This window comes from Collinsella provencensis, from assembly GCF_900199705.1.
Taxonomy (GTDB): Bacteria; Actinomycetota; Coriobacteriia; order Coriobacteriales; family Coriobacteriaceae; genus Collinsella; species Collinsella provencensis.
The window spans coordinates 279,472-306,254 of the sequence record NZ_LT904908.1 but is presented as its reverse complement, the minus strand read 5'-3'; the positions used below and the strand labels follow the sequence as shown (position 1 = coordinate 306,254).

General features: G+C 55.6%; 24 protein-coding genes, 4 tRNA genes and 1 pseudogene. All 29 read right to left on the bottom strand.

The features are described from left to right. Positions 1-4 precede the first annotated feature (4 nt). The 29 genes and pseudogenes from der to C1711_RS01175 all read right to left on the bottom strand — a co-directional run bounded on the left by der (position 5) and on the right by C1711_RS01175 (position 26,778). Positions 5-1,348 carry a ribosome biogenesis GTPase Der gene (gene der / locus C1711_RS01315; RefSeq protein ID WP_102337441.1) on the bottom strand — a complete coding sequence of 448 codons (1,344 nt, stop codon included), beginning with the start codon at positions 1,346-1,348 and terminating at the stop codon, positions 5-7. A 185-nt stretch (positions 1,349-1,533) separates the two neighbouring features. Next, the gene (locus tag C1711_RS01310) at positions 1,534-2,961 is read right to left on the bottom strand and encodes a DUF512 domain-containing protein (RefSeq protein WP_234346158.1); all 1,428 of its coding nucleotides are present in this window, start codon (positions 2,959-2,961) and stop codon (positions 1,534-1,536) included. A gap of 9 nt (positions 2,962-2,970) precedes the next feature. Further along, complete coding sequence (locus C1711_RS01305; RefSeq protein ID WP_102337440.1) at positions 2,971-3,822, bottom strand: 4-hydroxy-3-methylbut-2-enyl diphosphate reductase; 852 nt, start codon at positions 3,820-3,822, stop codon at positions 2,971-2,973. Continuing rightward, positions 3,822-4,562, bottom strand: a complete 741-nt coding sequence (locus C1711_RS01300; protein ID WP_199824821.1) for a lysophospholipid acyltransferase family protein — start codon at positions 4,560-4,562, stop codon at positions 3,822-3,824. Before C1711_RS01300 ends, C1711_RS01305 begins: the two co-directional genes overlap by 1 nt. A gap of 3 nt (positions 4,563-4,565) precedes the next feature. Continuing rightward, positions 4,566-5,246, bottom strand: a complete 681-nt coding sequence (cmk, locus tag C1711_RS01295) for a (d)CMP kinase (RefSeq protein WP_102337439.1) — start codon at positions 5,244-5,246, stop codon at positions 4,566-4,568. A gap of 8 nt (positions 5,247-5,254) precedes the next feature. Then, positions 5,255-6,079 carry a pseudouridine synthase gene (locus tag C1711_RS01290; RefSeq protein WP_407641518.1) on the bottom strand — a complete coding sequence of 275 codons (825 nt, stop codon included), beginning with the start codon at positions 6,077-6,079 and terminating at the stop codon, positions 5,255-5,257. Then, positions 6,072-6,785, bottom strand: coding sequence for an SMC-Scp complex subunit ScpB (gene scpB / locus C1711_RS01285; RefSeq protein ID WP_102337438.1), 714 nt, complete (start codon positions 6,783-6,785; stop codon positions 6,072-6,074). Before scpB ends, C1711_RS01290 begins: the two co-directional genes overlap by 8 nt. Next, positions 6,782-7,591 (bottom strand): segregation and condensation protein A, encoded by an 810-nt coding sequence (locus tag C1711_RS01280; protein WP_102337437.1) that lies wholly within the window; start codon positions 7,589-7,591, stop codon positions 6,782-6,784. The genes scpB and C1711_RS01280 overlap by 4 nt, the downstream gene beginning before the upstream one ends. 63 nt (positions 7,592-7,654) lie before the next feature. Continuing rightward, entirely contained in the window at positions 7,655-8,317 is a 663-nt protein-coding gene (locus C1711_RS01275; protein ID WP_199824872.1) for a site-2 protease family protein, read from the bottom strand. A gap of 36 nt (positions 8,318-8,353) precedes the next feature. Further along, positions 8,354-8,650, bottom strand: coding sequence for a hypothetical protein (locus tag C1711_RS01270; protein ID WP_102337435.1), 297 nt, complete (start codon positions 8,648-8,650; stop codon positions 8,354-8,356). Positions 8,651-9,311: 661 nt separating this feature from the next. Then, a pseudogene (locus C1711_RS01265) lies at positions 9,312-10,676 on the bottom strand (ABC-F family ATP-binding cassette domain-containing protein); the annotation flags it as partial. A 119-nt stretch (positions 10,677-10,795) separates the two neighbouring features. Next, positions 10,796-10,870: transfer RNA gene (locus C1711_RS01260), tRNA-Val, on the bottom strand. 237 nt (positions 10,871-11,107) lie between these two features. Beyond that, positions 11,108-11,183: transfer RNA gene (locus tag C1711_RS01255), tRNA-Ile, on the bottom strand. A gap of 53 nt (positions 11,184-11,236) precedes the next feature. Then, positions 11,237-11,309, bottom strand: a tRNA-Ala gene (locus tag C1711_RS01250). 20 nt (positions 11,310-11,329) lie between these two features. Further along, positions 11,330-11,405, bottom strand: a tRNA-Ala gene (locus C1711_RS01245). A gap of 134 nt (positions 11,406-11,539) precedes the next feature. Next, positions 11,540-13,249 carry a proline--tRNA ligase gene (locus C1711_RS01240; RefSeq protein WP_102338508.1) on the bottom strand — a complete coding sequence of 570 codons (1,710 nt, stop codon included), beginning with the start codon at positions 13,247-13,249 and terminating at the stop codon, positions 11,540-11,542. Positions 13,250-13,318: 69 nt separating this feature from the next. Beyond that, entirely contained in the window at positions 13,319-14,380 is a 1,062-nt protein-coding gene (ispG, locus tag C1711_RS01235; RefSeq protein WP_102337433.1) for a flavodoxin-dependent (E)-4-hydroxy-3-methylbut-2-enyl-diphosphate synthase, read from the bottom strand. Positions 14,381-14,394: 14 nt separating this feature from the next. Continuing rightward, complete coding sequence (locus C1711_RS01230) at positions 14,395-15,765, bottom strand: M50 family metallopeptidase (RefSeq protein ID WP_102337432.1); 1,371 nt, start codon at positions 15,763-15,765, stop codon at positions 14,395-14,397. 105 nt (positions 15,766-15,870) lie between these two features. Continuing rightward, positions 15,871-17,019 (bottom strand): 1-deoxy-D-xylulose-5-phosphate reductoisomerase, encoded by a 1,149-nt coding sequence (dxr, locus tag C1711_RS01225; RefSeq protein WP_102337431.1) that lies wholly within the window; start codon positions 17,017-17,019, stop codon positions 15,871-15,873. A 53-nt stretch (positions 17,020-17,072) separates the two neighbouring features. Further along, positions 17,073-17,915 carry a phosphatidate cytidylyltransferase gene (locus C1711_RS01220; RefSeq protein ID WP_102338507.1) on the bottom strand — a complete coding sequence of 281 codons (843 nt, stop codon included), beginning with the start codon at positions 17,913-17,915 and terminating at the stop codon, positions 17,073-17,075. Positions 17,916-17,980: 65 nt separating this feature from the next. Then, positions 17,981-18,769, bottom strand: coding sequence for an isoprenyl transferase (locus C1711_RS01215; protein ID WP_102337430.1), 789 nt, complete (start codon positions 18,767-18,769; stop codon positions 17,981-17,983). Positions 18,770-18,771: 2 nt separating this feature from the next. After that, positions 18,772-19,305 carry a ribosome recycling factor gene (gene frr / locus C1711_RS01210; RefSeq protein WP_102337429.1) on the bottom strand — a complete coding sequence of 178 codons (534 nt, stop codon included), beginning with the start codon at positions 19,303-19,305 and terminating at the stop codon, positions 18,772-18,774. Positions 19,306-19,307: 2 nt separating this feature from the next. After that, positions 19,308-20,030, bottom strand: coding sequence for a UMP kinase (pyrH, locus tag C1711_RS01205; RefSeq protein WP_102337428.1), 723 nt, complete (start codon positions 20,028-20,030; stop codon positions 19,308-19,310). A 132-nt stretch (positions 20,031-20,162) separates the two neighbouring features. After that, positions 20,163-21,032, bottom strand: a complete 870-nt coding sequence (gene tsf / locus C1711_RS01200) for a translation elongation factor Ts (RefSeq protein WP_102337427.1) — start codon at positions 21,030-21,032, stop codon at positions 20,163-20,165. A gap of 43 nt (positions 21,033-21,075) precedes the next feature. Further along, positions 21,076-21,837, bottom strand: coding sequence for a 30S ribosomal protein S2 (gene rpsB / locus C1711_RS01195; RefSeq protein ID WP_102337426.1), 762 nt, complete (start codon positions 21,835-21,837; stop codon positions 21,076-21,078). A gap of 218 nt (positions 21,838-22,055) precedes the next feature. Beyond that, positions 22,056-22,970, bottom strand: a complete 915-nt coding sequence (locus C1711_RS01190; RefSeq protein WP_267892297.1) for a tyrosine recombinase XerC — start codon at positions 22,968-22,970, stop codon at positions 22,056-22,058. A gap of 9 nt (positions 22,971-22,979) precedes the next feature. Next, positions 22,980-24,314, bottom strand: a complete 1,335-nt coding sequence (gene trmFO, locus C1711_RS01185; protein ID WP_102337424.1) for a methylenetetrahydrofolate--tRNA-(uracil(54)-C(5))-methyltransferase (FADH(2)-oxidizing) TrmFO — start codon at positions 24,312-24,314, stop codon at positions 22,980-22,982. Between the two features lie 27 nt (positions 24,315-24,341). Continuing rightward, entirely contained in the window at positions 24,342-25,253 is a 912-nt protein-coding gene (locus C1711_RS01180) for a DNA-processing protein DprA (protein WP_234346147.1), read from the bottom strand. Between the two features lies 1 nt (position 25,254). After that, positions 25,255-26,778 (bottom strand): YifB family Mg chelatase-like AAA ATPase, encoded by a 1,524-nt coding sequence (locus tag C1711_RS01175; protein WP_102338506.1) that lies wholly within the window; start codon positions 26,776-26,778, stop codon positions 25,255-25,257. Positions 26,779-26,783 lie beyond the last annotated feature (5 nt).

Below are 26,783 nucleotides of genomic sequence, written 5' to 3'. Positions count from 1 at the left end.
GGCTTTACGCCTCCTTATCCTTAGTATCCTTTTTTGCGCGGAAGCGCAGGCGAATGGGCGTTCCCTTGAAGTCGAAGGTGGAGCGCATGCGGTTTTCGATATAGCGACGATAGTTATCAGTCACCAAGTCGGTGTGGTTGACGAAGAACGTGAACGCGGGTGGCTTCTCACCGGTCTGCGTCACGTAGTGCATCTTAAGACGACGCTTGCCGTCAGAAACCGTATGACCGAATTCACGCATGTCAGTAAGCAGGCGATTAAGCTGTGAAGTGGAGATATGGGTAGCGCGTCGCTCCGCAGCCGCATCGATCATATCCCAAATCTTATGGACGGACCTACCCGTGAGAGCAGAAATGCGCAGGTATTCAGCCCAAGGAGCCATGGTCAATCGACGATTGACCGTCTCCATGACCGCCTCGCGCTCATAGTCGTCTTTAAGCAGATCCCACTTGTTGAGCAGCACTACTAATGCGCAACCGCGCTCGATGGCCAAGTTGGCAACTTTCTGGTCTTGCTCGGTTACGCCCGTGGACGCGTCTACCACCAGCAAAGCAACGTCGGCACGGTCGATGGCGCGCAGACCACGCACCATGGAATAATATTCGATGTTCTCATACACGGTGCTCTTTTTGCGAATACCAGCCGTGTCGACCATGCGGTACCGCTTGCCATTGCGCTCGACCACCGTATCGATGGCGTCGCGCGTGGTACCGGCGATGTTGCTCACAATGGAGCGATCGGAGCCGATGATCTTGTTGAACAGCGAAGACTTGCCGGCGTTGGGGCGCCCGATGATGGCGACGCGAAGCGTATCGGGCTCATCGTCCTCGTTCTCGCCGTCGTCTTCAGGAAGCAGGGCAACGACGTCATCGAGCAAGTCGCCCGTGCCATGTCCGTGGAGCGCAGAGACCGCAACGGGGTCGCCCACGCCCAAGCTATAGAACTCCCAAAGGCGCTCATTTTCGCGGTCAGGGTTATCGAGCTTGTTTACAAGCAGGAAGGTAGGCTTCTTGAGTTTGCGCACCATGCGCGCAACGCTCTCATCCTCTTCGGTAACGCCCACCGAACCGTCAACCACGAACAAAATGACGGCGGCTTCCTCGGCTGCGGCAAGCGCTTGGTCGCGAATGGACGTGGCAAAGACGTCGTCACTCTTCATGGGCTCGATGCCGCCCGTATCAACGAGCATGAACTCGCGACCGTTCCAGTCGGCAACGTGATAGCTGCGGTCACGGGTGACTCCGCGGCTCTGGTGCACGATGGCATCGGAAGTTTGTGCAATACGGTTGACGAGCGTCGACTTGCCCACATTCGGACGGCCGACAATCGCAACGATAGGTCGAGACATAGGTTCTCCTTGTGTTGTCATAGCTGAAGTCAGTCTACCATGCGCAGGTTATGCGTCCGTCTTCAGGCAAGCGTCTGGACAGAATCTCTGTAGCCATGCGCCTGGCTCAACCCGCAGGTATTGTCCTGCAGGAGGAACAGCGGCAATATGCATGTACGGATTACCCCGAGTTCCAAACACCTAGGCTATTCGCCAAGCTCGTCAAGCATCTTGTAGGGACTTGAAACACACGTTTTGACACAGGCACCGCGCGCCGCAAGCGACCTTTCGACGAACTCACGCGTTTCACCATCGAGGGTTAGGCCATCGTAGTTGTAGATGACTTCGGGGATAAGCACGATCGCGCTCGACAGGTCCTCGGGCAATTGAGCGAGCAAGTCACAGGCGCAAATCAAGCCCGTTACATTGACGTTGCCACCGAAGTACTCGTTCTTAATCGCCTGTGTCAACACCTGCGCATTCGAAGAGAACAATGCGCAGAACGCGTCAAACGTACGTTGCGCAGCTTCGCCACAGACAACAATGACAGATGCATCACGCTGCGAAAGGTACTCCCCCACTCGCTCAACATCATCCATGTGGGAACAACGCAGCTCCTCGACTTCATCAAGAAAGCTCCTGAGCATGCCGATGCCATCATAGAACTGTGGAAAACCGTCATACGTCTCCGCAGGCGGAACATCCAATTCCGCATCGACGTAAAACTCATCGGCAAGCTGAAAGACCGTACAACCACGCGTCGCACGTGCACGCTCTTGAAATGGCTCCAAAAGCTTGACCACCGCACGCGACCCCTCGACATCATCAGAGTACGAGGTGGTGAAACGCTTCTGGTGCTTGGTAAAGCCCAAAGGCACGATTGCAAGGCTCGTGATGCCGGGATGCTGCTCCACATACTCAAGCGTGGCAAGCAATTCGTCGCCGTCGTTGATACCGGGGCACAAAACGATTTGCGCGTGAATCTCAATTCCGGCGTCAAGGAATCGCTCGAGCACCTCGATGCCGCGCGGTGCGTTGCGTCCGATGAGCTTACGACGACATTCCGGATTGATGGCGTGAAGGCTCACGTTCATAGGCGACAGCATCTTACCGATGGCATCGTCGACCTCGGCATCACTCATGTTGGTAAGCGTGACAAAATTGCCCTGTAAAAAGCTCAAACGATAATCGTCGTCACGAATGGAAAGCGAATCCCGGCTCTCCTTGGGCAACATATTCATGAAACAGAAAATGCAAGCATTCACGCAGGTACGCATACCGTCGAACACCGCACCATCAAACTCGACGCCCCATTCTTCCCCGGGGAAGCGCTCGATTGTCGCACGTGCAACCGTGTTATCACGCGGATCGAACACCTCAAGGTCAGCCTCAAGATCATCGGTTTCCCACAGCCAAACGATCATGTCCGTGAGCTCATGCCCATTGACGGAAAGAACGCGCATACCGGGCTCGATACCCAAGTCATCAGCGGGAGACTCAGGTACGACGGAAATCACAAGCGCACCCTCCGCATCGGGATGACGGCTCGCGCAATAGTTTGCAACGCTGGCAGCATATTGTGGAACGGTTGGCAAACTGGATTGCGGCATGGTATCCGCCTCTTCAAAACCCATGGACATCGCCTATGCTTTCGATGCGTTACGTAAAGCTTCGACGACTTGCTCGATATGAGCGGCAGGTGTCGAAGCGCCCGCAGTCACACCGATGAGCTGCGCATCTTCAAGCCACGAAGGATCAAGCTCGCATGCCTGCTCGATATGGTAGGTCCTTGAACATCTTTCAGAGCAAATTTGCGCGAGCCGCTGTGTGTTGCCCGAGTTTTTTCCACCAACAACGATCATGACATCGGCACGCGATGCAAGCTCGGCGGCACTCGCCTGGCGCTCCTGCGTGGCGGTGCAAATCGTATTGACAACACGCAATTCCGAAACGCGTGGAAGCACCGAAGCAACGACAGCATTAAGGGTGTCGGCGGTCTGTGTCGTTTGCACAACGATGCCTACTTTGCGCCCGAGCTCAAGTTCATGTAAGTCTTCAGGAGAGGAAACGATATGCGCATCCATTCCGGCATGACCCATGATGCCCTCAACCTCGGGATGACCGCTCTCCCCTACAACCAAGAGTTGATAACCTTCTCGCTCAAGGCGTTCGGCAGCAACATGGACTTTTTTTACAAACGGGCATGTGGCATCGATGATTTGCAGCCCCTTGTTTTGCAACTCGTCGATCACTTGTGGAACAACCCCGTGTGCGCGAATAATCACCGCTCCCTCGACACAGTCCTCAACAGAGTTGGCCACAGACACGCCGGACTGTTCCAGTTCGTGTACCACGATGGGATTATGGATAAGCGGACCCATGGTGCAAACTGGACCAGTTGCAGTGGATCCAGCCTCTTTGGCAAGCGTCAGCGCGCGTTCAACGCCATAACAAACGCCCGCATATTGAGCGACTTCGATGCACGGAATACCCATTAATGCCGTCCCGGATGCTCAACACGCAGCGCGTCTCGAATTTCGAACATGCGACGTAGCGCCTCATCTTCAACCCACTGGGTACGCTCGCGGCGTTTCATACCCTCTGGCGCGTCCTCAAGGCGAACGAGATCGCCGGCGCGCATCCAGCACTTCATCGGTCGCATCACCTTTTTGCCAAGCGGTGTGATATCGCGGAATCCGCATACCGCCATGGGAGCGATAGGGGCCTTGCCCATTTGGGCGATCAGTGCGAAGCCACCGTGAAGCTCAACGGGCTGCTCATCACTGCGAATACGGGTACCCTCAGGGAAGATCAAAATATCCTCGCCACGCTGTAGAGCATGTTGGGCAGCACGCAGAGCGCTCAAATCAGCGGTTCCACGGTCGACCGGAATGCCTCCCGCCAATGCGAAAGCCCAGCGCACGATACCCGTCTTGTTGAATTCAGATTTAAAGATGGGTCGCACACGACGGCCCATTGCCCATAAGTGCGTGACGATGGGTAGCACCTCGGCCATCGAAGTATGATTGCAAATGATGACCGATCCGTTCACGCCGTCATGGAGTTTATCGGCATCTTCAAAGTTCCAACGCCACATGATTTTGCTGAACACCCACAGCACAGCCATAACAAACGCATAGATAGCGCGATCCAAAAGAGAAAATGAGCTCATTCCCTTGTCATAGTGGGGATTACTCTCGACGTGCGAAGCATCCACTGCGGTATTTGCCGCCATGTGCTACCTCCGTTCGTTGATAAGCTCGCCAATCTGCTGAACGATCTCATCAATTGTATAACTCGTAGAGTCGATACGCATAGCATCGTCCGCGCAGGTAAGCGGTGCGGTATCACGCTGAGAGTCCAACGCATCGCGTCGTTCGATATCGGCCAGCGTCTCATCGATCTCGGTTTCCAACACCGCAGGGTCAACGATTTGACCCTCATGGCGTTGCAAAACGCGACGACGAGCGCGCTCACGTGGATCGGCAGTGAGAAACAGCTTGAGCTCGGCATGAGGAAATACCACGGTCCCCACATCACGGCCTTCTGCCACGACATCGCGATCTTGCGCAAATAAACGCTGCGGCGCCAACATCGCCGCACGGACGCCAGGGTTGGCCGCGGCGGCAGATACATTACGATCGACCTCGGCGGTACGGATGGCATCACTCACATCCACACCGTCCACAAACACCGAAACGTTGCCATGCTGCTCAGACCCGAAGGTAATGGAAATGGTGCGTGCAAGCTCGGCGACGGCATCGGTTTCATCAAGGGAGACACCCCGCTGCAAAGCAGTCAAAGCAACGGAACGGTACATCGCACCGGTATCGAGCTTGGCAAAACCAAAGCGGGCGGCAACTTCTCGGGCGATGGTAGACTTGCCCGAACCCGCCGGACCGTCGATTGCAATGATCATCGTTCCTCCTACCTATCCTGCTGAGCAGGCGATTCCTTAAGTGTACGTACTTCGAGCTCCGTGAGTTCACGCCAAGTTCCGGGCTTCAAGTTTCCCAACTCAAGCTCGCCGAACTTGCTGCGATGTAAGCGCAACACGGGGTGGCCGATTTTTGACAACATACGTTTTACCTGATTTTTGCGACCCTCGCGAATCACAACTTCAACGGCGGTGGTTCCGGGTCGTACGCCATGTGGTGCGACGACATGCGCTTCTCGATTTGGGAGTACGCGGCAACGCGCCGGCTGACAAGGGCCGTCATCAAGCACAATGCCCCGACGCAGTGCGTCGAGTTCCTTATCGGAGCATACGCCATCAACTAGCGCGAGGTATGTTTTCCACACGTGATGCGAGGGGTGCAGCAACATTTGCCCCAAATCACCATCGGTGGTGAAGAGCAAAAGGCCCGTCGTGTCTTTATCGAGTCTGCCCACAGGGAAGAGGCCGGGGTACCGGTCAAGTGACATGAGCTCGGCAACCGTAGTGCGCCCATAAGGGTCGCTCATGGTCGTCAATACACCTGCAGGTTTGTTGAGCATCAAATAGGACGCACCAGCACCGAGAACAACGGGAACGCCGTCGACGGTGACGACATCGACAATCGGATCGACCTTGGTGCCAAGCTCGGTTTTAACCTCGCCGTTCACACATACGCGCCCTGCAGTCATCAAATCCTCGGAGCCACGCCTGCTTGCAACACCTGCGCGTGCCAAAAAACGTTGAAGACGCATGGGGACCAACATCGCGTCATCGGGGTGAACCCTCATACCATTGTCGCGAGGAAACTCAGACATCGAAGTCCTCATCAGAGGCATCTCCGATAATCATCAAGTCATCGTCGGCGTCGTCTTCCTCGGTATCGATCAAGTCACGTTCCTCGGCTAAATCGTTATCGACCTCGTCGAGCGTAGATTGAATGGAACGGCCCGAAAGACGCTCTCGAATGAATTGGCGCGATTGCTCATCGGGGGCGAATTGCTCCAAATCGGGCAGATCGCGCGTGCTGCGCAAACCGAACTTTTCCAAGAAGGCGTTCGTGGTTCCGTAGAGAATAGCCTGTCCTCGATCGGCATCACGCCCCATCTCGCGAATAAGCCCCTTATCGACCAGTGAGGAAATAACGCCATCGGAGTTTACGCCACGGATTCCTTTTACCATTTCCCTTGTAACGGGCTGGTGATACGCAATGACGGCAAGTGTTTCGAGAGCCGCCTGAGAGAGCTTTTGCGTGTCCCACGACAGCACGAACGATTCAACCTGCTCATGATAGGCGGGGTGGGTGAACAAACGCCATCCACCCGCAACTTCGCGGAGTTGGAAGCCGCGGTTCGTCTCCTCGTACTCGACCTTGAGCTCGGCGAGCAACGACGCGACCTCGCCAGGGGCCACATTGAGCACCGAAGCGAGCTGACTGGCGTTCACAGGGTCGCTAGAGACGAGCAGCATGGCTTCAAGAGCGCCTTTGAGCTCACCAGCCTCGAGAGTTGAAAGGTTGTTCACGAGTCCTCCTCGTCAAAAAGGGTGCCATCGCCGGGGTGGTATTCAGGCGCACCTTCAACGCGATCAATCTGTATCGTGCCAAAATTCTCATCTTGCGAAAGCACGAGGGAACCGCGTTTGGCAAGTTCCAAGATGGCCAAAAACGTCGACACGATCTGTTCGGTCGTGGCATCACCATCAAGAAGCTCACGAAAGGTGGTATGAGGTTTGGAAATCGTCACACGGTCGACTGAGGCCACCGTGAGTTCGATGGGAACGCGATGGGGTGCAACGTGTTCCGCTTCAAGCAAGAACGTCTCACGTCGCCCTGCCAAGTCAGCGCAGATAACCGCAAGACCACGCAGCGTGATGCCAGATAGATAGTCGGGCATGAGATTGAGGAATTCCGGATCAGGTCCCGCAACGCGTGGATGCATACGGCTCTCGGCCTCCATGCGCGCGCCCAAAGCCGCGGCGGCGCTTTTGAACTGTTTGTATGCAATCAAGCGCTGGATTAGAACCTCGCGCAGGGCGTCGCCATCCAGTCCCTCATATTCATCTGCTTCGTCTTCTTCGTCGAAGCGCTGCTTGGGAGCGTCCGCAGGAACCAGAGAGGCTGCCTTGATGTCGAGCAGCGTAGCGGCAACGAGTAAGAAATCGCTCGCAACATCAAGGTCCAGAGCTTCAAGACGCTCAACCTCAGACAGATACTGCTCTGCCACTTCGGAGATGGAAATAGAGCCGATGTCGACCTTCTGGCGGCTCACCAATTGCAAGAGCAGGTCAAACGGTCCTGAGTAGACCTGCGTGGAAACACGATATGACAACGCGGGCCTCCTCACCAAACGCAAATGTGCAAATAGACGGACGTGGGCTAGTGTAGCGCACTCCTACCCCAGCGCGAAACGAAGAAGCATAAAGAACAGGGGATCGACTGTCGCGCTGAAATACATATCAATCAAATCGATGTGCAGCACACTGGGAAGCAGGTACAGCACAACGATCAAGATGGGCATGGTGTAGCGCTGAAGCTCGTAATACGTGCGAAGCGCCTTGCCCTTGAGAAACGGAACGAGTAACGACGAACCGTCAAACGGAGGAATCGGAATTAAATTGAAGAAGGCGAGTGACAGGTTGACAGAAATCGAGCTGACGAAGAGCAGCACTGCAAAGTCGATCGCACCCGTTCCCATCGTCACATAAATCGAGGCGGGCATCGAGCCAAATGCGTGTAACAGCAAGGTAGCGAGTAATGCAAGAAGAATATTCGACGCGGGGCCCGCAAGCGACACCAAGATCTCATCGCGCTTGGGGTGCTTGAGGTTGCCCAAATACACAGGTACCGGTTTGGCAAAGGCAAACACCGGTCCACCGGCGGCAATCATCAATAGAGGCAAGATAACCGTGCCAAAAGGATCGATATGGGCGAGCGGATTGAACGAGATGCGTCCGCGTTCCCGCGCCGTGTTGTCACCCAGCAGATAGGCAGCCAGAGCGTGCGCACTTTCATGTACAACAATGGCAAACGCAACGGCAATGGCGCTGGTGATCATGGAAAGCAAATCGTACACGCAGCTCTCCCCTTTCAGCTAACGAAGGCTGCGCGCAAGACGTGCGCACAGGTAGTCGACTATGAATAGCACGACAGACATGAGCATGAAATCAAAACGGAACACGCCGCCAAACGGCGTGGGAATCAAACCATAACCGGCAATGACATCGGGCAGCGATTGCGTAAGCTCGATGACAAACGATACGATGCCGAGTCTGGTCGAAACACCGCTGAAGCACAGCAAGACCGTGAGCGCACACAGCAGAAGCGCGAGAATACGACACGCATAGCTCAGCACATTAAAAACAATGGCACCTGCCTTACGCGCATCCACGTGCGGTTTCCTCCTCAATCGTGGTGGACAGCTCAAGCCACTCATCTTCGAGCGCGGGGAGCTGTTGCTTCAACTCGTTATATTCGGCAAGCGCGGCGTTGAACTTGTCTTGGTCGGCATAGAGTTCCTCGCTTGCCATAAGCTCCATGAGCTCGTCATAGCGCTTACGCTTGGTTTCAAGCTCCACTTCGACCCTTTTGAGGCGATCTTTGGTTCCTTTAAGACGGCGGTTGAGTTCCGCACGGGCCTGGGCCTCAGCGCGACGCTGCTCCTTGGTCTTTTTACCCTCACGAGGAGCAGACGCATCGACATGCGTACGGGGAACGCGATGCTCTGTTGACGCGGAGCCGGCGGCTTCCTTGCGAGCGGTACCTTGTGCCATCGCGTCCTGCTCCACGGCGGCACGCTGTGCCAGATCCTCACGTTTGAACTGGTAGTACTCGTAATCTCCATCAATTACGGTCATCTTGCCGTCACGGATGTCGACAACGCGGTTTGCAACCGAGCGCACCAGATGCTCGTCGTGGCTGATGAGCACAATCGTGCCCGGGAAGCGCTTGAGTGCATGCTCGAGCATATCGACCGAGTCGATGTCCAAGTGGTTGGTAGGCTCATCGAGGCACAGGAGGGCTTCGGGTGCCACGAGCATCTTTGCAAGCGCCAAACGCGCCCGTTCGCCGCCCGAAAGGACGCGTACGCGTTTGTCGACGTCTTCTCCCGAAAACAGGAACGCACCGAGAAGGCTGCGCTGCTGGGGAACGGTCCACGTTGGGGCGACCGAGTCGATCTCTTGCAGTACCGTGTTGGACTCGTTGAGGCCTTCAAGCTGGTGCTGCGCATAATACGCCACACCCACGTGCGTACCAAGGGTGCGTGTGCCTTCGTCAAGCGGCGTCTGTCCGATAAGCATCTTGAGGAGCGTTGATTTTCCAGCACCATTGGGTCCGACCAGCGCAACGCGGTCGCCGCGATACAAGGTTAGGTTGGCGTCTTCGTAAAGCGTCTTGGAACCGAAGCGCTTGGCGAAGTCCTTAAGCTGAATGACCATATCACCTGAACGCGGAGGATCGGGGAACGTGAAATTCACGTGCTTGTGGCCTTCAGGCAAGATGACGAGCTCGCTTTTAATCTGCTCGATGCGGCGTATACGCTCCTGTGCCTGCGCAGCCTTCGTCGGCTTATAGCGGAACTTATCGACAAAGACCTGCATATGGGCGATCTCACGCTCCTGAGCGGCGCGTTTGGCGCGCATCTGCTCGAGGTTGTCGGCACGCTGTTTGAGGTAGGAAGAATAATTTCCCACGTAGGTGGTGATACGACGATTCTCTATAGCCGCAACATGATCGACCGAGGCATCCATGAACGCACGGTCGTGCGAGACGATAACGACCGCGCCCTCGTAGTTTGCGATAAAGCCACGCAACCACTGAACGCTTTCGAGGTCCAGATGGTTGGTAGGCTCGTCAAGCAGCAGGACATCGGGATGACGCAGGAAGAGCTTGGCAAGCGCGATACGCATCTGCCAACCACCCGAGAACTCCGAACATGGTTTTTCGAAATCAGAGGGATGGAAGCCCAGGCCGGCAAGGATCTGTCGCGCGTTGCTTTCAAGCTCATAGCCGCCCAAGCGCTCAAAACGATCCTGCACATGACCGTATTCTTCAAGCAGCGCTCGAGGCACCTCTCCTTGCTCTCCCGCTTCGGCAATCTGAAGCTGCAGCTCTTCGGCGCGCTCGCCCATATGTCGGATTTCCAAAGCGGCATCCATGACTTCCTGCAAGATTGAGGTGTCGCTTGCAAGCTTGGTTTCCTGCTCCAGGTAGCCGACGTTCACATCTTTGGCAAAAGTGACCGTGCCCGAATCGGGAGCATCGATGCCCATGATGATTTTGAGCAGCGTTGTTTTACCCGCGCCGTTGGGACCAACCAGCGCGTAGCGCTCGCCGGCATTTACCTGCAAAGAGGCACCCGTAAAGAGGGTGCGCACACCAAACGACTTCTCAATCTTGTCGAGCAGAAGGATCATATCCGTCAATCCAATCCACACTTCAGACGTACTGGAAATATCAGGTGCTTCTGTACTATGTGAGAAACACCCGAGTGATAGCAAAAAGGCCCCAGTTGCCTGGAGCCTCTACTGTGTGATGGTGGGCGATACAAGATTCGAACTTGTGACCCCATCCGTGTGAAGGATATGCTCTACCCCTGAGCCAATCGCCCGTGCTTTTCAGCAAGGAAAATAGTACCACGGATATCACGTTGAGCCAAGAGGGAATTTCTGAGCGTTCGTTCAACATGAAAAGTGTCCATTGTCTGCGGTCACTTGCCATTGCCTATGATTTTCGACCGTTTGGCTTCTTGAAATTGCAGGAAATCATAGGTAACGGGAACAGGGTTCGAATCCATACAAGTAAGCCAAACAAGAAAAGGCCCCATTGCTGGAGCCTTGTTCATTCCTGGTGGGCCCTCCGGGATTCGAACCCAGAACCCAGGGATTATGAGTCCCCTGCGCTAACCGTTGCGCCAAGAGCCCGCATGTTAGAAAAACGACCCCCGGAATATCCGAGGGTCGTTAAATCTCATGGGTGGAGACAAGGGGGATCGAACCCCTGACCTCTTGACTGCCAGTCAAGCGCTCTCCCAGCTGAGCTATGCCCCCATAGAGAGAAGAAATTGCAATGGTGGAGACGAGGGGGATCGAACCCCTGACCTCTTGACTGCCAGTCAAGCGCTCTCCCAGCTGAGCTACGCCCCCAAGCAACAGATAAGAACTATACGAGAAAGTTACTCGGTGTGCAAGGACTTTTTTACGCGCCTACAAAATACTCGCTCGCAAAAGAAAGGCGTGCGGTCGAAACATTGCCCACACGCCTTTCTCCTACTCAACCGTTACGCGCGCTGAGGGATTACCAAAGCAGCGACCTTGGACGCCACCTCGTCGATGGCAACATCCTCACGCTCGCCCGTGGCACGATCTTTCAGTTCAACCGTGCCGTTGGCAAGACCGCGCTTGCCAAGCACGATTTGATACGGGAAGCCCATAAGGTCGTTGTCGGCGAACTTGACGCCGGGACGTTCAGAACGATCGTCCACAACGACTTCGATACCCGCATCACAAAGCGCCTCGACAATCGCGTCACACGCACTCTGGCAGGGCTCCTTGCCCGGATCGAGCGGAATGACGGAAACCTCGAACGGGGCGATGGAAACCGGCCAAATGATGCCATGCTCGTCATGGTGCTGCTCGACGGACGCGGCGAGCGTACGGGAGACACCCACGCCATAACAACCCATCAAAAACGGCTTCTCAACACCGTTTTCGTCTGCAAATGTAGCTCCCATAGCTGCAGAATACTTGGTGCCGAGCTGGAAGACCTGGCTCACCTCGATGCCACGCGCGCCGGCAAGCGGTTTACCGCAACGGGGGCACGGATCGCCCGCGACGACGGTGACGAGGTCCTCCCAGGCATCCGCCTCAAAATCGCGACCCGGGCAGGCGCCTGTGTAGTGGTAGTCAATCTCATTGGCACCGCATGCCCACTGCTTGGAGTCCTTGAGACTCACGTCACAGACCAAACGGACGCCTTCGGGCAGATTCACCGGCCCGATAAAGCCCTTGAACAGGCCGACCTGCTCAAGCTCCTCGTCGGTCATCATGCGCCAGCCCTCGCCAAACGCGTGGTCGGCTTTGCACTCATTGAGCTCGTGGTCGCCCGGGACAATGGCGACAACGGGCTTGCCCTCAGCGTCGAACAGAGCCAGAGACTTGCGAGTGCCGTTCTCAGGGAACTCGAAGAATGCCGCAACATCGGCAATCGAACCGAGACCAGGAGTGTGCACCTTGGTAAGCGTGCCGTCGCCAGGGCCTTCGGTCACGGCGATGCGGGTGGAGGCAGCCTCGTCGTCTGCCGCATAACCGCAGTCATCGCAATACACAAGCGCTGCCTCGCCGGCATCGGCCAGTGCCATGAACTCGACGGAAGTGTCGCCGCCAATCTGACCGGAGTCGGCAACAACGGGAAGGGCCTTGATGCCACAGCGCTCGCAAATGTTCGCATACGCTTGCTTCATTGCGTCATAGGTCTCCTGCAGGCTCTCCTGCGTTGCATTAAAGGAGTAGCCGTCCTTCATGATGAATTCACGACCGCGCATCAAACCAAAGCGCGGACGCATCTCGTCGCGGAACTTGTCCTGAATCTGATACAGGTTGACAGGCAACTGTTTATAGCTTCTGAGCTCGTTCTTGATCAGGTCGACCACGGTCTCCTCATGCGTGGGGCCGAGCACGAACTCGCGCTCATGGCGATCGGAGAAACGCATGAGCTCCGGACCGTATGCGTTGTAGCGACCGGACTCATGCCAAACTTCGGCATCGACCATGATGGGCATGAGCAACTCCTGAGCGCCGGCGGCATCCATCTCGTCGCGCACGATGTCCTCGATTTTGCGTAAAGAGCGCCATGCAAGCGGCAGGTAGCTGTAGAGGCCGGCCGCCTGCTTGCGAATCATACCGGCGCGCAGCATCAAACGATGGCTGGCGAGTTCGGCATCGGCCGGATCCTCCTTAAGGGTGGGTGCATAGAGTTGGGACATCTTCATGGCGCGCGTCTTAAACACTGGCGACCTCCTCATAGAAATACAGTCAAACGAAGCAATGGTACCACAGGGCTAGAGCAGGGCGATTTCCTCCATGAGGGCATCAACGATCTGATCCTCAGGGACCTTGCGGATGATTTCGCCATGGCGAAAAACCATACCCACTCCCCTGCCGCAGGCAACCCCCACATCGGCGTCCGACGCCTCGCCAGGACCGTTGACCACACATCCCATCACCGCGACGGAAATCGGCTTGTCGCACGTTTTGAGTCGTTGGGATACCTGTTCGGCAAGATCGATCAAATTCACCTGCGTGCGTCCACAGGTGGGACAGCTTACCAGCTCGGGACCACGCCGGCGCAAACCGAGCGACGAAAGGATTCCCCATGCGACCGGCAGCTCATCCACGGGATCGGCGGTAAGCGACACGCGCAACGTATCGCCAATGCCCTCGGATAGCAGGACGCCGAGCGCGACAGAGCTCTTGATGGTTCCCTGCAAGTGCGTTCCCGCTTCCGTTACGCCCAGGTGAAGGGGCACCGTGGGAAGCTCACGCGAAAGCGCGCGATACGTCTCGATGGTGGTGTTAACACTGTGGGCCTTCGCGGATAATACGATGTTTTCGAATCCACGCTGCTCGAAGTGCTCGACAAACTGCAACGATGACGCAACGAGCTTCTCGGGCTGCGTAAGGTCATCGCGAGCGGCAATCGTCTCGTCAAGCGACCCCGCATTCACACCGATGCGAATGGCAGCGCCCGCCTCGCCCGCCGCATCGATAACGGCATCGACGCGTTCCCACGAGCCGATGTTGCCGGGGTTGATGCGCAGCTTGGCTGCACCAGCCCGTACCGCCCCAATTGCCAGGCGATAATCAAAATGGATATCGGCGACGATGGGAACAGGGCTCTGCGCGCACACGCGCCCAAAAGGTTCCAGCGCCTCACGCGTGGGAACGCTCACACGCACAACATCACAATCCACCTCGGCGAGCGCACGAACCTGCGCGAGCGTGGCTTCAGCGTCAGTCGTCGGCGTACAGGTCATCGATTGGACCACGACAGGTGCACCGCCACCGATTTGCACGTTGCCAACCATAACGGGACGCGTCAAATTACGGGCAAGTGAGGTCATGTTTCCATCTCCCGTTATAAGAAGAACCGAATGATGTCAGCGCGCAGCATGTAGATGAAGAGCAGCATGAACAGCCCGACGCCGATAAACGACAGGATCGTTTGCACCTTGAGCGATACTTCACGGTGCAATATGGCCTGGACAATCTCAATGACGAGCTTGCCACCGTCAAGCGGAGGTATGGGCAGAAGGTTCATAAATCCGAGCGAGAACGAAATGAGTGCCGCGAAGTTCAAGAACGAAGCGACACCCGCAGAAGCCGCCTGAGCTGACAAGATTGAGATACCGACCACCGAAGTGGAATTATCAAGCACCTCTTTCGTGTGCTGCGGGTTGATCAAACTTGCAATTGAACGCGCTGTAAGCACGATATTCTCCACTGCAATAGAGCAGGAATCGAACGGATTGAGGCGAACGCATTCTTCCTTAACCGAGATGCCGATCATACCCGCGTCATCAAGCTCAACGGGCACGGTCTTTATCTCGCCGTCCGCGCTCTCAAATTCGATTTGAACGGTATCGCCAGCTTCAAACGCATCCAATTCATCAAGAATGGCCAACCAGGAATCGGTCTCAACGCCATCAATCGAGATAATGCTGTCTCCACCATGTAGACCGGCCTGATCTGCAGGCGATCCAGCGGTCACCGCCCCCAGTTCATTGGTATTAATGGTGATGTCCACGCCGATGACGGAGTACACCATAACGATAAACAAAAAACCGGTGACGATGTTGACCGCAATACCGGCAACAAGCATAAACGCGCGCTTCCAAAAGCCCTTTCCCTGGTACGTCCGGGAGCGTTCTTGGGCATAGAACGCCTCGTCATCCATAGGGGGTTCCCATACCTCCCCCGCCTGCGTTGCGTTTGCTCGATCGAACAACCGGCCGTCAAACAACGTGTTTCCTTGCGCATCGCGTGGAACGGAACGAAGAACGTACGAAAAGCCCTCGATTTCTGGATGATCAGCAGACGGTTCAATCTCCTCGGTTGTAATGGATCCCCAGTCCTGTAGGAGGTACACCGCTTCAGACAATTCATCGGCACTCAAACCAAGTTCTCGATGAGCATCCCACGCACTGATGGTTCCATGGCGATGCACCAAGGCGAGCACGCGACTTCCCCAAGGGGCAGGCGTGGGGTCCATGCCGCAAATAGCCGCATAACCGCCGAGTAGCAAGGGCGTCACGCCAAACTTGGTGCCCATGCGCCTTGATACATGATTGATGTTGAATTTACAGGGCAATCCAAGGAAAAACTCGCTCACACGCACGCCACAGGCGCGCGCGGCAAGGAAATGTCCTCCCTCATGGAGAAAGACAATGACCGATAAGAGGAGCAGGCCCCAAAACAACGGACCGAGAATTCCGAGAAGATAGTCCATACCATCCAAATTTCTGTCGTACTGATATACGGCTCGATACAATCGCTCCATCGAACATACCCGCTGGGGGCAAACTGCATGCAACGCCCAAAAAAGAACCTGGTTTTATGCAAGTGAAGCCAGTACCTGAGCGGCACGTGAACGCGCCCAAGCATCTACCTCATGCAATTGCTCGAGCGAAGAAACTTCCATACGATCGTGCGCTTCCATGCATGTCTCGACAACGCGCGGAATATCGTTGAACGAACAAGCTTCTTGCAAGAAAGCCTCAACTGCTACCTCATTGGCAGCGTTCAACACACAGGGCATCGTACCGCCCACTCGACCTGCAAAATCGGCCAAGCGCAAAGACGGGAATGCCTCGACATCGGGTGCATCAAACGTAAGCTTGCCAAGCTCTCGATAATCGATTCGAGGGGCAGGAGTGCTCCAACGCTCGGGGTATGAGAACGCAAACTGAATGGGAATACGCATGTCGGAGGTGCCCATATGGGCCATAACCGAGCCATCTGCATATTCGACCATCGAGTGGATCTTCGACTCACGTTGAATGACGATCTGGATTTGATCAAGGTCGGCATCAAACAGATGCATAGCCTCAATACGCTCCAAACCTTTGTTCATAAGGGTCGCGGAGTCGATGGAAATTTTCGCACCCATGTTCCAATTAGGATGAGCCAACGCGTCTTGCTTCCCCACGCGAGCAAGCTCATCGTGAGAACAACCGAAAAACGGGCCACCTGAACAGGTGAGCCAAATGAGATGGACCTCGCGAGGTTCCCCCACCATCGAGCATTGATAGATTGCAGAGTGCTCGGAATCTACCGGGATGAGTTGCCCGGGAGCGGCCAAAGGCATGAGCAAGTCACCGGCAGCAACCAGCGGCTCCTTGTTTGCAAGCGCCAATCGCTTGCCAGCCTTAAGCGTCGCATAACTCGCCTCGAGCCCAACGGCACCGACGACGGCAACCAAAACGATATCGATATCTTCAAGATGCGGAAGGTCGGCAAGCGCATCGGAACCGAAAAAGAGTGCACAACCATCGGGCAGCTCGGATAGAACGGGGTCATTGCAATGCGCCTCGTCAGTTACCACAACACGAGTCGCCCCGAATTCCCGAGCATTTGCAACGAGTTGGTGCGTATTTGAATGAGCGGTCAGGGCAACGACCTGAACCTTATCGGTATGTTGACGGCACACATCAAGTGCCTGAGAACCGATTGATCCTGTACAGCCTAAAATTGCGACGCGCATGCGCGTGTCTCGTCGTTTGTCCAGATCCATGCAAGCTTTATAACGAAGCGTCATTACAAAACACCACCGATATGAAGCAAGAGATACGCGGTGATGACACCGAAGATGAGAGAATCGGAACGATCGAGCATGCCGCCATGACCCGGAATCAAGTTGCCTGAGTCCTTAACGCCCACACCGCGCTTAATTCGGCTTTCAATAAGGTCGCCGCAGACACCCATAATCGACACGACGATTCCGCAGAGAATCGCAAACCAAATCCCAATGGTATTCGAGCAAAGAACCCAAATGAAAATCCAAACTAGAACAGAGCCGAGCAGTCCGCCGAAGAAACCCTCCCAACTCTTTTTGGGAGAGATTTTTGGAACCATTTTATGCTTACCAAATTTGCTGCCAACCATGTAGGCGAAGGAGTCACTGATCCACAGTGAAGCACAAACGCCAATAGAGAAGATAATTCCCTCAAAACCGGGAAGCGCGGCGCGCAAAAGAACGACTGCCGAAAGCATGTAACCGGTATACACCGGACCAAACAGCGTAACTGCAACGTCAGACAAGCGCACACGGGGCATTTGGATATACCAAAGACCCAAGGCGAGTACGAGGAGGAAATTGAGGACGGTAAGCCAGACGCCATCTACCAGCGCCGACAACGGAAAAAGAACCGTGGCGACTAAGCCAATGAATTCATTGGGAACCTTACCGTCGATACGCACCATGCGGTAAAACTCGATGCAGCACAGCAAGCTCATCACAGAAACAAAGATTGCAGTGGGAACAACTCCGAGCAACAGGGAGCCCATAAAAAGCACGGCATATACGATGCCGGCGCTTGCGCGAACGACAAATGAGTGCAGAGGGGTATTATTGCGCTCGGTATTCGAGCCCCCCTTCATCGAAGGGGCGGAATTGGTATCCATAGAATCTCGCAGCTTTCCTTAACCATGACTTACAGCGTGATTTACTTGCTGTCGGTCAATCCTCCAAATCGACGATCTCGCGCTTGGAATGATGCAATGGCGCGCACCAGTCCCCAACGATCGAAATCGGGCCAATAGGTATCTGTGACATAGAACTCTGAGTAGGCGATTTGCCACAAAAGGTAATTTGAGACGCGCATCTCACCCGAGGTGCGAATCACCAACTCAGGATCGGGAAGGTCAGAAGTGTAAAGCCTCGCAGCAACGGCCTTTTCATCTACTTTTTCTGCCATGAGCTTTCCAGACTGAACGTCCTGGACGATCAGACGCGCAGCACGGGCAAGCTCGGCTCGGGCTCCGTAATTAACCGCAAGCGCCAAGATCATGCCGGTGTGATCTTTCGTCTCAGCAAGACCATATTCGAAGACCTCACGCGTCTTCTGCGGAAGAGCGGAGATATCGCCCAAAAATTCAACGCGGACATTTTCACGCTTCAGGAGCGGCAGTTCGTCGATAAACGTTTTAGCGAACAAATGCATGAGCAAGTTCACCTCAGATTGAGGGCGATTCCAGTTCTCAGTGGAAAACGCATACGCCGAAAGTACATCGACACCCATACGGACGCAGGCAGTGATGATTTCGCGCAGCGCAACGATACCGGCCTTGTGTCCTTCGCCGCGATTCATACCGCGGCTCGTCGCCCATCGGCCGTTTCCGTCCATAATGCAAGAGATATGGCGCGGGAGACGCGCCATATCAATGTCATCAATCGAGATGTCCTCGGGATGCTCGGCAAAGTATTCGGCGAATTTAGTTTCGTCGTATTGCATGCCTAGATCTCCATGACCTCTGCTTCTTTAGCCTTTAGCAGCTCGTCGATCTTGGCAACATACTCGTCGGTCGCCTTCTGGACCTTCGCCTGCTCGCGGCGCACATCATCCTCGGTAAGGTCCTCGTCGCGCTCAAGTTTGTTGTTCGCATCGCGACGGATATTGCGCACAGCGACCTTTGCGTGCTCGGCAAGCTCGTGGCATTCCTTCACGAGCTCACGACGGCGCTCCTCCGTAGGAGCCGGGAACGGAAGGCGAACGACCATACCATCGGAACTTGGTGTAATGCCAAGGTCGGAAGCGGTAACGGCCTTGACGATGGCATTAAGGAGCGCCTTATCCCACGGCTCGATGACGAGCATATGAGCCTCAGGTGCCTTCACGGCGGCAATCTGCGTAATCGGCGTGGCCTGACCATAATAATCGACCGTGATGTCGGCCAGGATGTTGGCATTGGCGCGACCCGTGCGGACCTTTGAGAAGTTGTGCTTCAGGTTCTCGATGGTCTTTTCCATGTTCTCTTTGATATCAGACATTGCTAATCCTCCTGCATGACAACGGTACCGATAGGTTCGCCGGCGAGGGCGCGCTGAATATTGTCGTCCCCGTCGATATTGAGCACGATGATGGGCATGTGGTTGTCCTGGCACAGAGCCGTTGCGGTCGAATCCATGACCTGCAGGCCGCGCACGAGGACCTCATGGTAGCTGATGTTCTCGAAACGGGTGGCATCCTCGTTCTTGACCGGGTCCATGTCGTAAACACCGTCGACCTTGGTCGCCTTAAGCAGGCAATCAGCACCGATCTCACATGCGCGCAGCGCGGCAGCGGTGTCGGTGGTGAAGTATGGGTTACCCGAGCCGGCGGCGAAAATGACAACCTCGCCCTTCTCAAGGCTGCGCATGGCGCGACGGCGAATATACGGCTCACAGACTTCGTTCATCTGAATACCGCTCATAACACGGCACGGGCAATCGATGCGCTCAATGGCATCCTGGAGTGCCAGCGCATTCATGACGGTTGCGAGCATGCCCATATAATCGGCCTGCGCGCGCTCCATGCCCTTCGCGGAACCTGCAACACCACGGAAAATGTTGCCTCCACCGACGACGATGGCGACCTCAATCCCCTCTTCATTCAGCTGTTTGATCTGCTTTGCCATGTGGGCGACAAAGTCCGGATCGATACCGTACTCGTTGTTGCCCATAAGAGCTTCACCGGAAATCTTCAGCAATACGCGCTTGTACTGGTACTCGGACAAAAGAACCCCTCCTCGAACGCGATTTCATCTATTCTAACAGGCTTTGGAAAAGGTTGCTGACCATGACAACACATACAAAAAAGCAGGCCGTGAGCGGAACCCACGACCTGCTCTCATGTTCATAATGCGAAGTTACTCGCCAACGACCAGACGGTCAAATGCGACGACCTTGACGTTGTCGCCGAGCTCCTTGGAAACCTTCTCGGCATATGCCTTGATGGTAAGGCTGGAATCCTTGATGAACTCCTGCTCGTTCAGAACGAAACCCTTGAAGAACTTCTCGAGGCGGCCAACGGCCATCTTCTCCTGGATAGCCTCAGGCTTACCAGACTCGGCAGCCTGGGCCTTGTAAATGGAAACCTCGTGATCGATAACTTCCTGGGCAACGTCCTCACGCACAGCGGCGATGGGAGCGGTAGCAGCGACCTGCATGGCAACGTCGTGCGCAAAGGCCTTGAAGGCATCAGCGGAACCGGTCTCGGGCTTGTCGAAGGAGAACTCGACGATAACGCCGATCTTGCCACCCATGTGGATGTAGCTGGAGACAGCACCGTTAGCGGGCTTGCGCACAGCGCAGCGGGAAATCTTCATGTTCTCGCCGATGATGTGAATCATCTCAGTGAGGGCGGACTCCACGGTCTCACCGTTCATAGCGGCGGCCATAAGAGCCTCGGGCTCGGTGATATCGGTATCGCACACAACCTTGGCGACCTCACCGACAAAGCCGGTGAACTTGGGGTTGGAGGCGACAAAGTCGGTCTCGCAGGCAACCTCGGCGAGGGCACCCATGGCGCCGTCCTCGGAGACGTATGCGGCGACGGCACCCTCGTTGGTATCGCGACCGGCCTTCTTGGCAGCAGCAGCAAGGCCGTTCTTGCGAAGAATGTCGACGGCGGCGTCCATATCGCCCTCAGCCTCGACGAGAGCCTTCTTGCACTCCATCATAGGAGAGTCGGTCATCTCGCGGAGCTGCTTGACCATAGCGGCGGTAATCTGGGCCATGTTCGTTCCTTTCAAAGAGATGCGTTCGTTACAACGTAGTTGGTTACTCAGCGACTGCCTCAGTAGCAGCGGCCTCAGCCTCGGGAGCCTCGCCAGCCATCTCGGCCTCGGAGATCTGCTCCTTACCAGAGCCAGCAAGGCAGGCGTCGGCGAAGAGCTCGCTCATGAGCTGAATGGCGGAAATGGCGTCATCGTTGCAGGGAATGCCATAATCGATCACATCGGGATCAGAGTTGGTGTCGATAAGGGCAACCACGGGAATGCCGAGACGCTTGGCCTCCTTGATTGCGTTCTCCTCGCGCTTGGTGTCGATCACGAACAGGGCAGCCGGAGCGGCCTTCAGATCGCGAGCGCCACCGAGGTTGGCCTGGAGCTTAGCGAGCTCCTTGCCCAGAACGGCCTGCTCCTTCTTGCCACGCAGCGCCATGGAACCGTCAGCGACCATGCCCTCGAGCTCCTCGAGGCGGTTGATGCGGGAACGGATGGTCACGAAGTTGGTGAGCATACCACCGAGCCAGCGCTGGTTGATGTAGGGCATGTTGGCGCGCTCGGCAGCGGCCTTCACGGCCTCCTGAGCCTGCTTCTTGGTGCCGACAAAGAGCACCTTGCCGCCCTTGGCAGCGGTCTCCTTGAGGAAGGAATAAGCGCGGTCGGCCTCGATGATGGTCTGCTTGAGGTCAAGGATATAGATGTTGTTGCGCTCGCCGAAGATGTACGGCTTCATCTTGGGGTTCCAACGACGGGTCTGATGACCGAAGTGGCAGCCAGCCTCGAGCAGAGTACGGATGTTAATCTTGGTAGCCATGTTTACCTCCCGGTTTTGCTTTCGCACGGTGTCGTCCACGTCGGCCACCCGGATATGTGCTACCAAACCCCAGGCACCGCGGCCGACGTGTAGCCGTGCGTGTGTGATGAAACGTTGCGTTTTCGCAACCCGATGAATGATACCAGCTCATCTGCCATCTGCCAAGGCTTCACAAAGACAACGCGCATGCGCATCGATATCAGGGCCGTTCGAGATGGTCATCCCCTTGGATGCGCTTGGTGCACGGCCACTTTGAGCCGATCGGGAGTCAAATGCGTGTAAAGTTGCGTCGTGCTAAGGCTTGCATGACCGAGAAGCTCCTGCACGGAGCGCAAATCAGCGCCACCGCCCAGCAGCTCAGTCGCAAACGTATGCCTCATGGTGTGGGGAGTTACATCACTTGAAATTCCAGCACGCCGTTTGAGTACATCAAAGCGGTAGCGCAATGCTGCAGCATTCATCGCACGACCACGATTGGATACAAAAAGCGCATCCACAGGACTGCCTGCGCCACTCTCCCCTATGAGTTTGACGCGACCGTCATAGACATAATCCATGACGGTAGTAACAGCTCGCCGATACATGGGAACGATTCGCTCTTTTGAACCTTTTCCGAAAAGCCGGACGAACCCCTCTCTCTCATCAATATCGCCGACGGAAAGCCGCACCAACTCCGAGATGCGCGCACCGCTCGCAATGAACAGCTCGAGCATGGCAGCATCTCGCTGCCCCTCAGCTGTCTCTTTTTCCGGTGCCTTCATCAGCAGGTCGAGTTCCGCCATAGTCAACGTATGGGGCAGTGGCTTATCCAACTTGGGCGTCGCAAGCGCCCCAACGACATCCGTATCCACTATGCCCTCAAGGTTTAACCAACGGAAAAAAGAGCGAAGAGCCGAGAGATGGGCGGCAACGGTCCTGCCTGCATAACCTGCGGACCGAAATTCAGCCAAATATCCACGCAACATGCGCGCATGAGGGTGCAAGCCGTCAACCTGAGAACGTTCACTCCAGCGTGCATATGCCTCAAGATGCTGGGAATACGCGCGGACCGTCTCAGGAGACATCCCCTCAACACGCGAGATATATGCAACGTAATCGTCTATCGCGTCGTACAACGCGTCGTGCGCACCCATCGACATGCTCTATGCACCACAAGCGAACAAATCGCCACGTGTGGCCATGTAGCCATCCAAATCCCGCAATGCCCTGTCGGAATACGCTGCATAGCGGTCACGCTTGCTTCGGCGCGTCCCATCCTCCAACGGCGGGACAACGCCGAAGTTCACATGCATGGGCTGATAATCAACCGTCTCGGGATTGGTTGCGTGTGCAACGAGAGAACCAAATGCACCCGTAACGGGCAAAGATACCCGTTCGGCTCCAATGGAATCAGCATACGTATTCAGAGCGGCAAGTAACCCTGAAGCAATGGCCTCCGTATAGCCTTCCGTTCCGGTGATTTGTCCTGCAAGGCGAACCGAAGTTCCAGGAACCCTAAAGGTGCGATCGAGTACGTGGGGGGCATCGACAAACGTGTTACGGTGCATAACTCCATACCGGAAAAACTCCGCGTTCTCCAAGCCAGGAATCATACGGAACACGCGCTTCTGTTCACTGAACGTCAAATTGGTTTGGAAACCCACAAGGTTATACGCTGTGCCCGCTTCATTTTCGGCACGAAGTTGAACGGCAGCCCATGGGCGCTTCCCCGTTCTCGGATCGGTCAAACCGACGGGTTTCATAGCGCCAAAACGAATGGCATCATGCCCCGTGCGCGCAACTTCCTCAGCGGGCTGACACGCCTGAAAAAGCTCACGTCGCTCAAAATCTTTCAGAATGACGCGGTCGGCTCCAACTAAGGCATCGATAAACGCGTCGTATTCATCTTTAGTAAATGGAGCGTTGAGATAATCTCCAACAGCCGCATCATCGTAGCGAGATTGAGCAAACACGATCTCTCGATCGATTGTTGACGCATCCACAATCGGCGCCGCCGCATCAAAAAACGAAAGGGACTCTCCGCCCACGAGCTCCATCACACGTGTTGAAAGCGCAGGAGAACATAGCGGGCCCGCAGCAATCACACATGGACTTTCAGGTATTTCCGTTACCTCACCTCGAACCACCTCGATAAGCGGACGAGCGGAGATTTCTTCCTCGACAAATTGAGAAAAACGCTCTCGATCGACGGCAAGGGCCCCACCGGCCGGAACAGCCACTCGCTCAGCGCATTTCAGCAGGACAGATCCCATACGCCGAAGTTCCTCTTTAAGCAGTCCGGCGGCGGAGTCAATCCGGGTGGATTTTAACGAATTGGAACACACGAGCTCGGCAAGACCGTCGGTTTTGTGCGCAGGCGATTCAACCTCGGGACGCATCTCGCATAAGCGGACTTTCATTCCGCGATCGGCAAGTTGACAGGCGCATTCACAACCAGCCAACCCTCCGCCAACCACCGTTACACAATCAAATGGCATGATGCCCCTATCGGTCGAATCCTACGTTCATCCATTTTGCCCCAACCGTGTAAGTGCGTGAAGTGCGGTCTTTGTGGGCGAAAACCTTCCATCAATCAAACGCTTGACCAACCCACTCACCTCCATCCTGCTTAGAAGCTGAAGACAATCAAGACTGCTCAATTTCATAGATAGAGCAAGTTCCTCGACACGCATGGCATTTGCAATCAACATGGTCAGGGCTCGGCGTTCATCAGCGCTAACCCCTTCAATTCCTTGAGCTTGAGGCCGTTCAAATCGTAAAACACCATATATTCGCGAAATCGCAACCTCAAGGGTCTCTTCGTCTGCAATACAGCAGGCGCCGTTCGATATAAGGTAATTTGCCCCGCGTGATTGAGGCGAGAAAACCGAACCAGGCGCTACAAGCAATTCTCGCCCAAGCTCTGAAGCCGTTTCAGCCGTGCTGAAGGTTCCGGAGGGCATCCCTGCCTCACCGATGAACAATGCCTGCGATAGAGCTGCGATCACACGATTTCGCTTGGGAAATGCCCAGCGTTGGGGAGGTGTTCCCCATGGCTCCAGCGATACAACCGCTCCTCCCCGTTCCAGAGTTTCTTCAATCAGCGATCGAGATGAGGCAGGGTATGGCACGTCTGCCCCTGTTCCCAATACCACGACGTGCTTTCCTCCAGCCTTGAGGGCCGCTCTACCTGCAGCGCTGTCACATCCCTTTGCGCCACCTGAGACTATCGTGAGCCCCGCTTCGGCTCCAATACGCGCCGCCATCTCCGTCAAAGCTAATCCATAAGGAGTCGCAGAACGTGACCCGATAATCGAAAGAGCGGGGGCGCCCAGCATCTCGACATTACCGCGCACATACAGACGTTGCGGGGCGTCATGAAGCTCCAAAACGCAGGCGGGATACGCTTCGTCATCCCGTTCAATCTCAAGTCGCATGTCACATGTGCTCATTCCCGCGTCTCCCTTGCAACTGTGACGCTTCAAGTAAGTGCAATGGACTCACATGCTCAGCCTCATCAATATCTGCAATCGTACGAGCGATTCTGCAAAGGCGTACGATGCCACGTCCGGTCAAATGATTTCGATGCGAGATATCAAGCAGCATATCCTGCCCTTCACCATTAAGGTCAAATTCCGAGATAGCGGCATCTAAACTTCCAGCCGTCTTGTTAACGGCTCTCCCAGTTTTCGCTGCTCGCTGTTCTCGCCAAGTACAAAATGCCCTGCCGCGCTCAACTTGCCCTCGCATCTCTTGCGTGCCCATGCCCTCTTCTCCCTGCACAATCAACCGTGCATCAGGCCGTGCCACGTTCAAAATCAAATCGATTCGATCGGCTAAAGGACCGCCCAACTTATTCTGGTACCGTTCAATTGCCGCGTCAGAGCACCTGCACGTCACCTCTCTGTCGCCTAGATATCCGCAAGGGCAGGGGTTGCTCGCTGCTATCAGCTGAAAGTGTGCTGGAAACGAATAAGAGCCATCCACGCGCACGATTCGCACGGCACCGTCTTCAAGCGGTTGACGAAGCATTTGCAGTGTCTGAGACGAAAACTCAGCGAGTTCGTCCAAGAACAGCACTCCCCCGTGGGCCAAACTAATCTCCCCCGGCCGAACGGGCCTGCCACCTCCCACCAGGCCGGCAGAAGAAATACTATGATGTGGGCTTCTGAAAGGCCGAAATCCAGCAAGCAGCATGTCGGTTGGTTCGCCCATGACTGAATGCACGCAAAGGGCCTCCTGCTGCTCACGCTCCGAGATGGGCGGAAGAATCCCCGTCATCCGTCGTGCAAGCATCGATTTTCCCGAACCAGGCGAGCCAATCATTAGCATCCCCAAACTGCCTGTTGCCGCGACCGTGATGCCACGCTTCGCCACTTCCTGGCCAATCACGTCGCTGTAATCAAGCACCGAAAGTCGGATCTCGTCCTCGGACCGATTGTTCATGAAGGTCTTACTAGCCCGCTCAATCCCCTCTCGAAGCCCATCGAGACGATCGAGGTATCTTTGTTCGACACCTGCAATCGCAACGTGGTCCTTCGAATGGCCACTTATCAACCGTAGGCCGCGTTCACGCGCGAGCAATTGGTAGGCAACCTCACCCTTGACTCCGCATACCGATCCATCAAGTCCCAGCTCCCCCACAAAAAGGCAGTCATCAAGATCGGAAAGCGGTATCTGATTCGAGAGCGCAAGAACCGCAACTGCAATAGGCAAATCAAAGCCCGACCCCGTTTTCCGAATGTCTCCGGGCGCCAAGTTCACCGTAAATGAGCTACGAGGAACTTCAAAACCGCTGGAACGCAACGCACACCGTATTCGACTTCTCGCATCGAGAACAGCTGCATCCGCCATCCCCACGATACTGATTCCCGGAATGCTTCCGGACGCCGAGACCTCAACCGTCACGGAAAAGGCCTCGACGCCCCGAATGCAGGCCGCATGTACGGCATACGTGCGCATTGCGG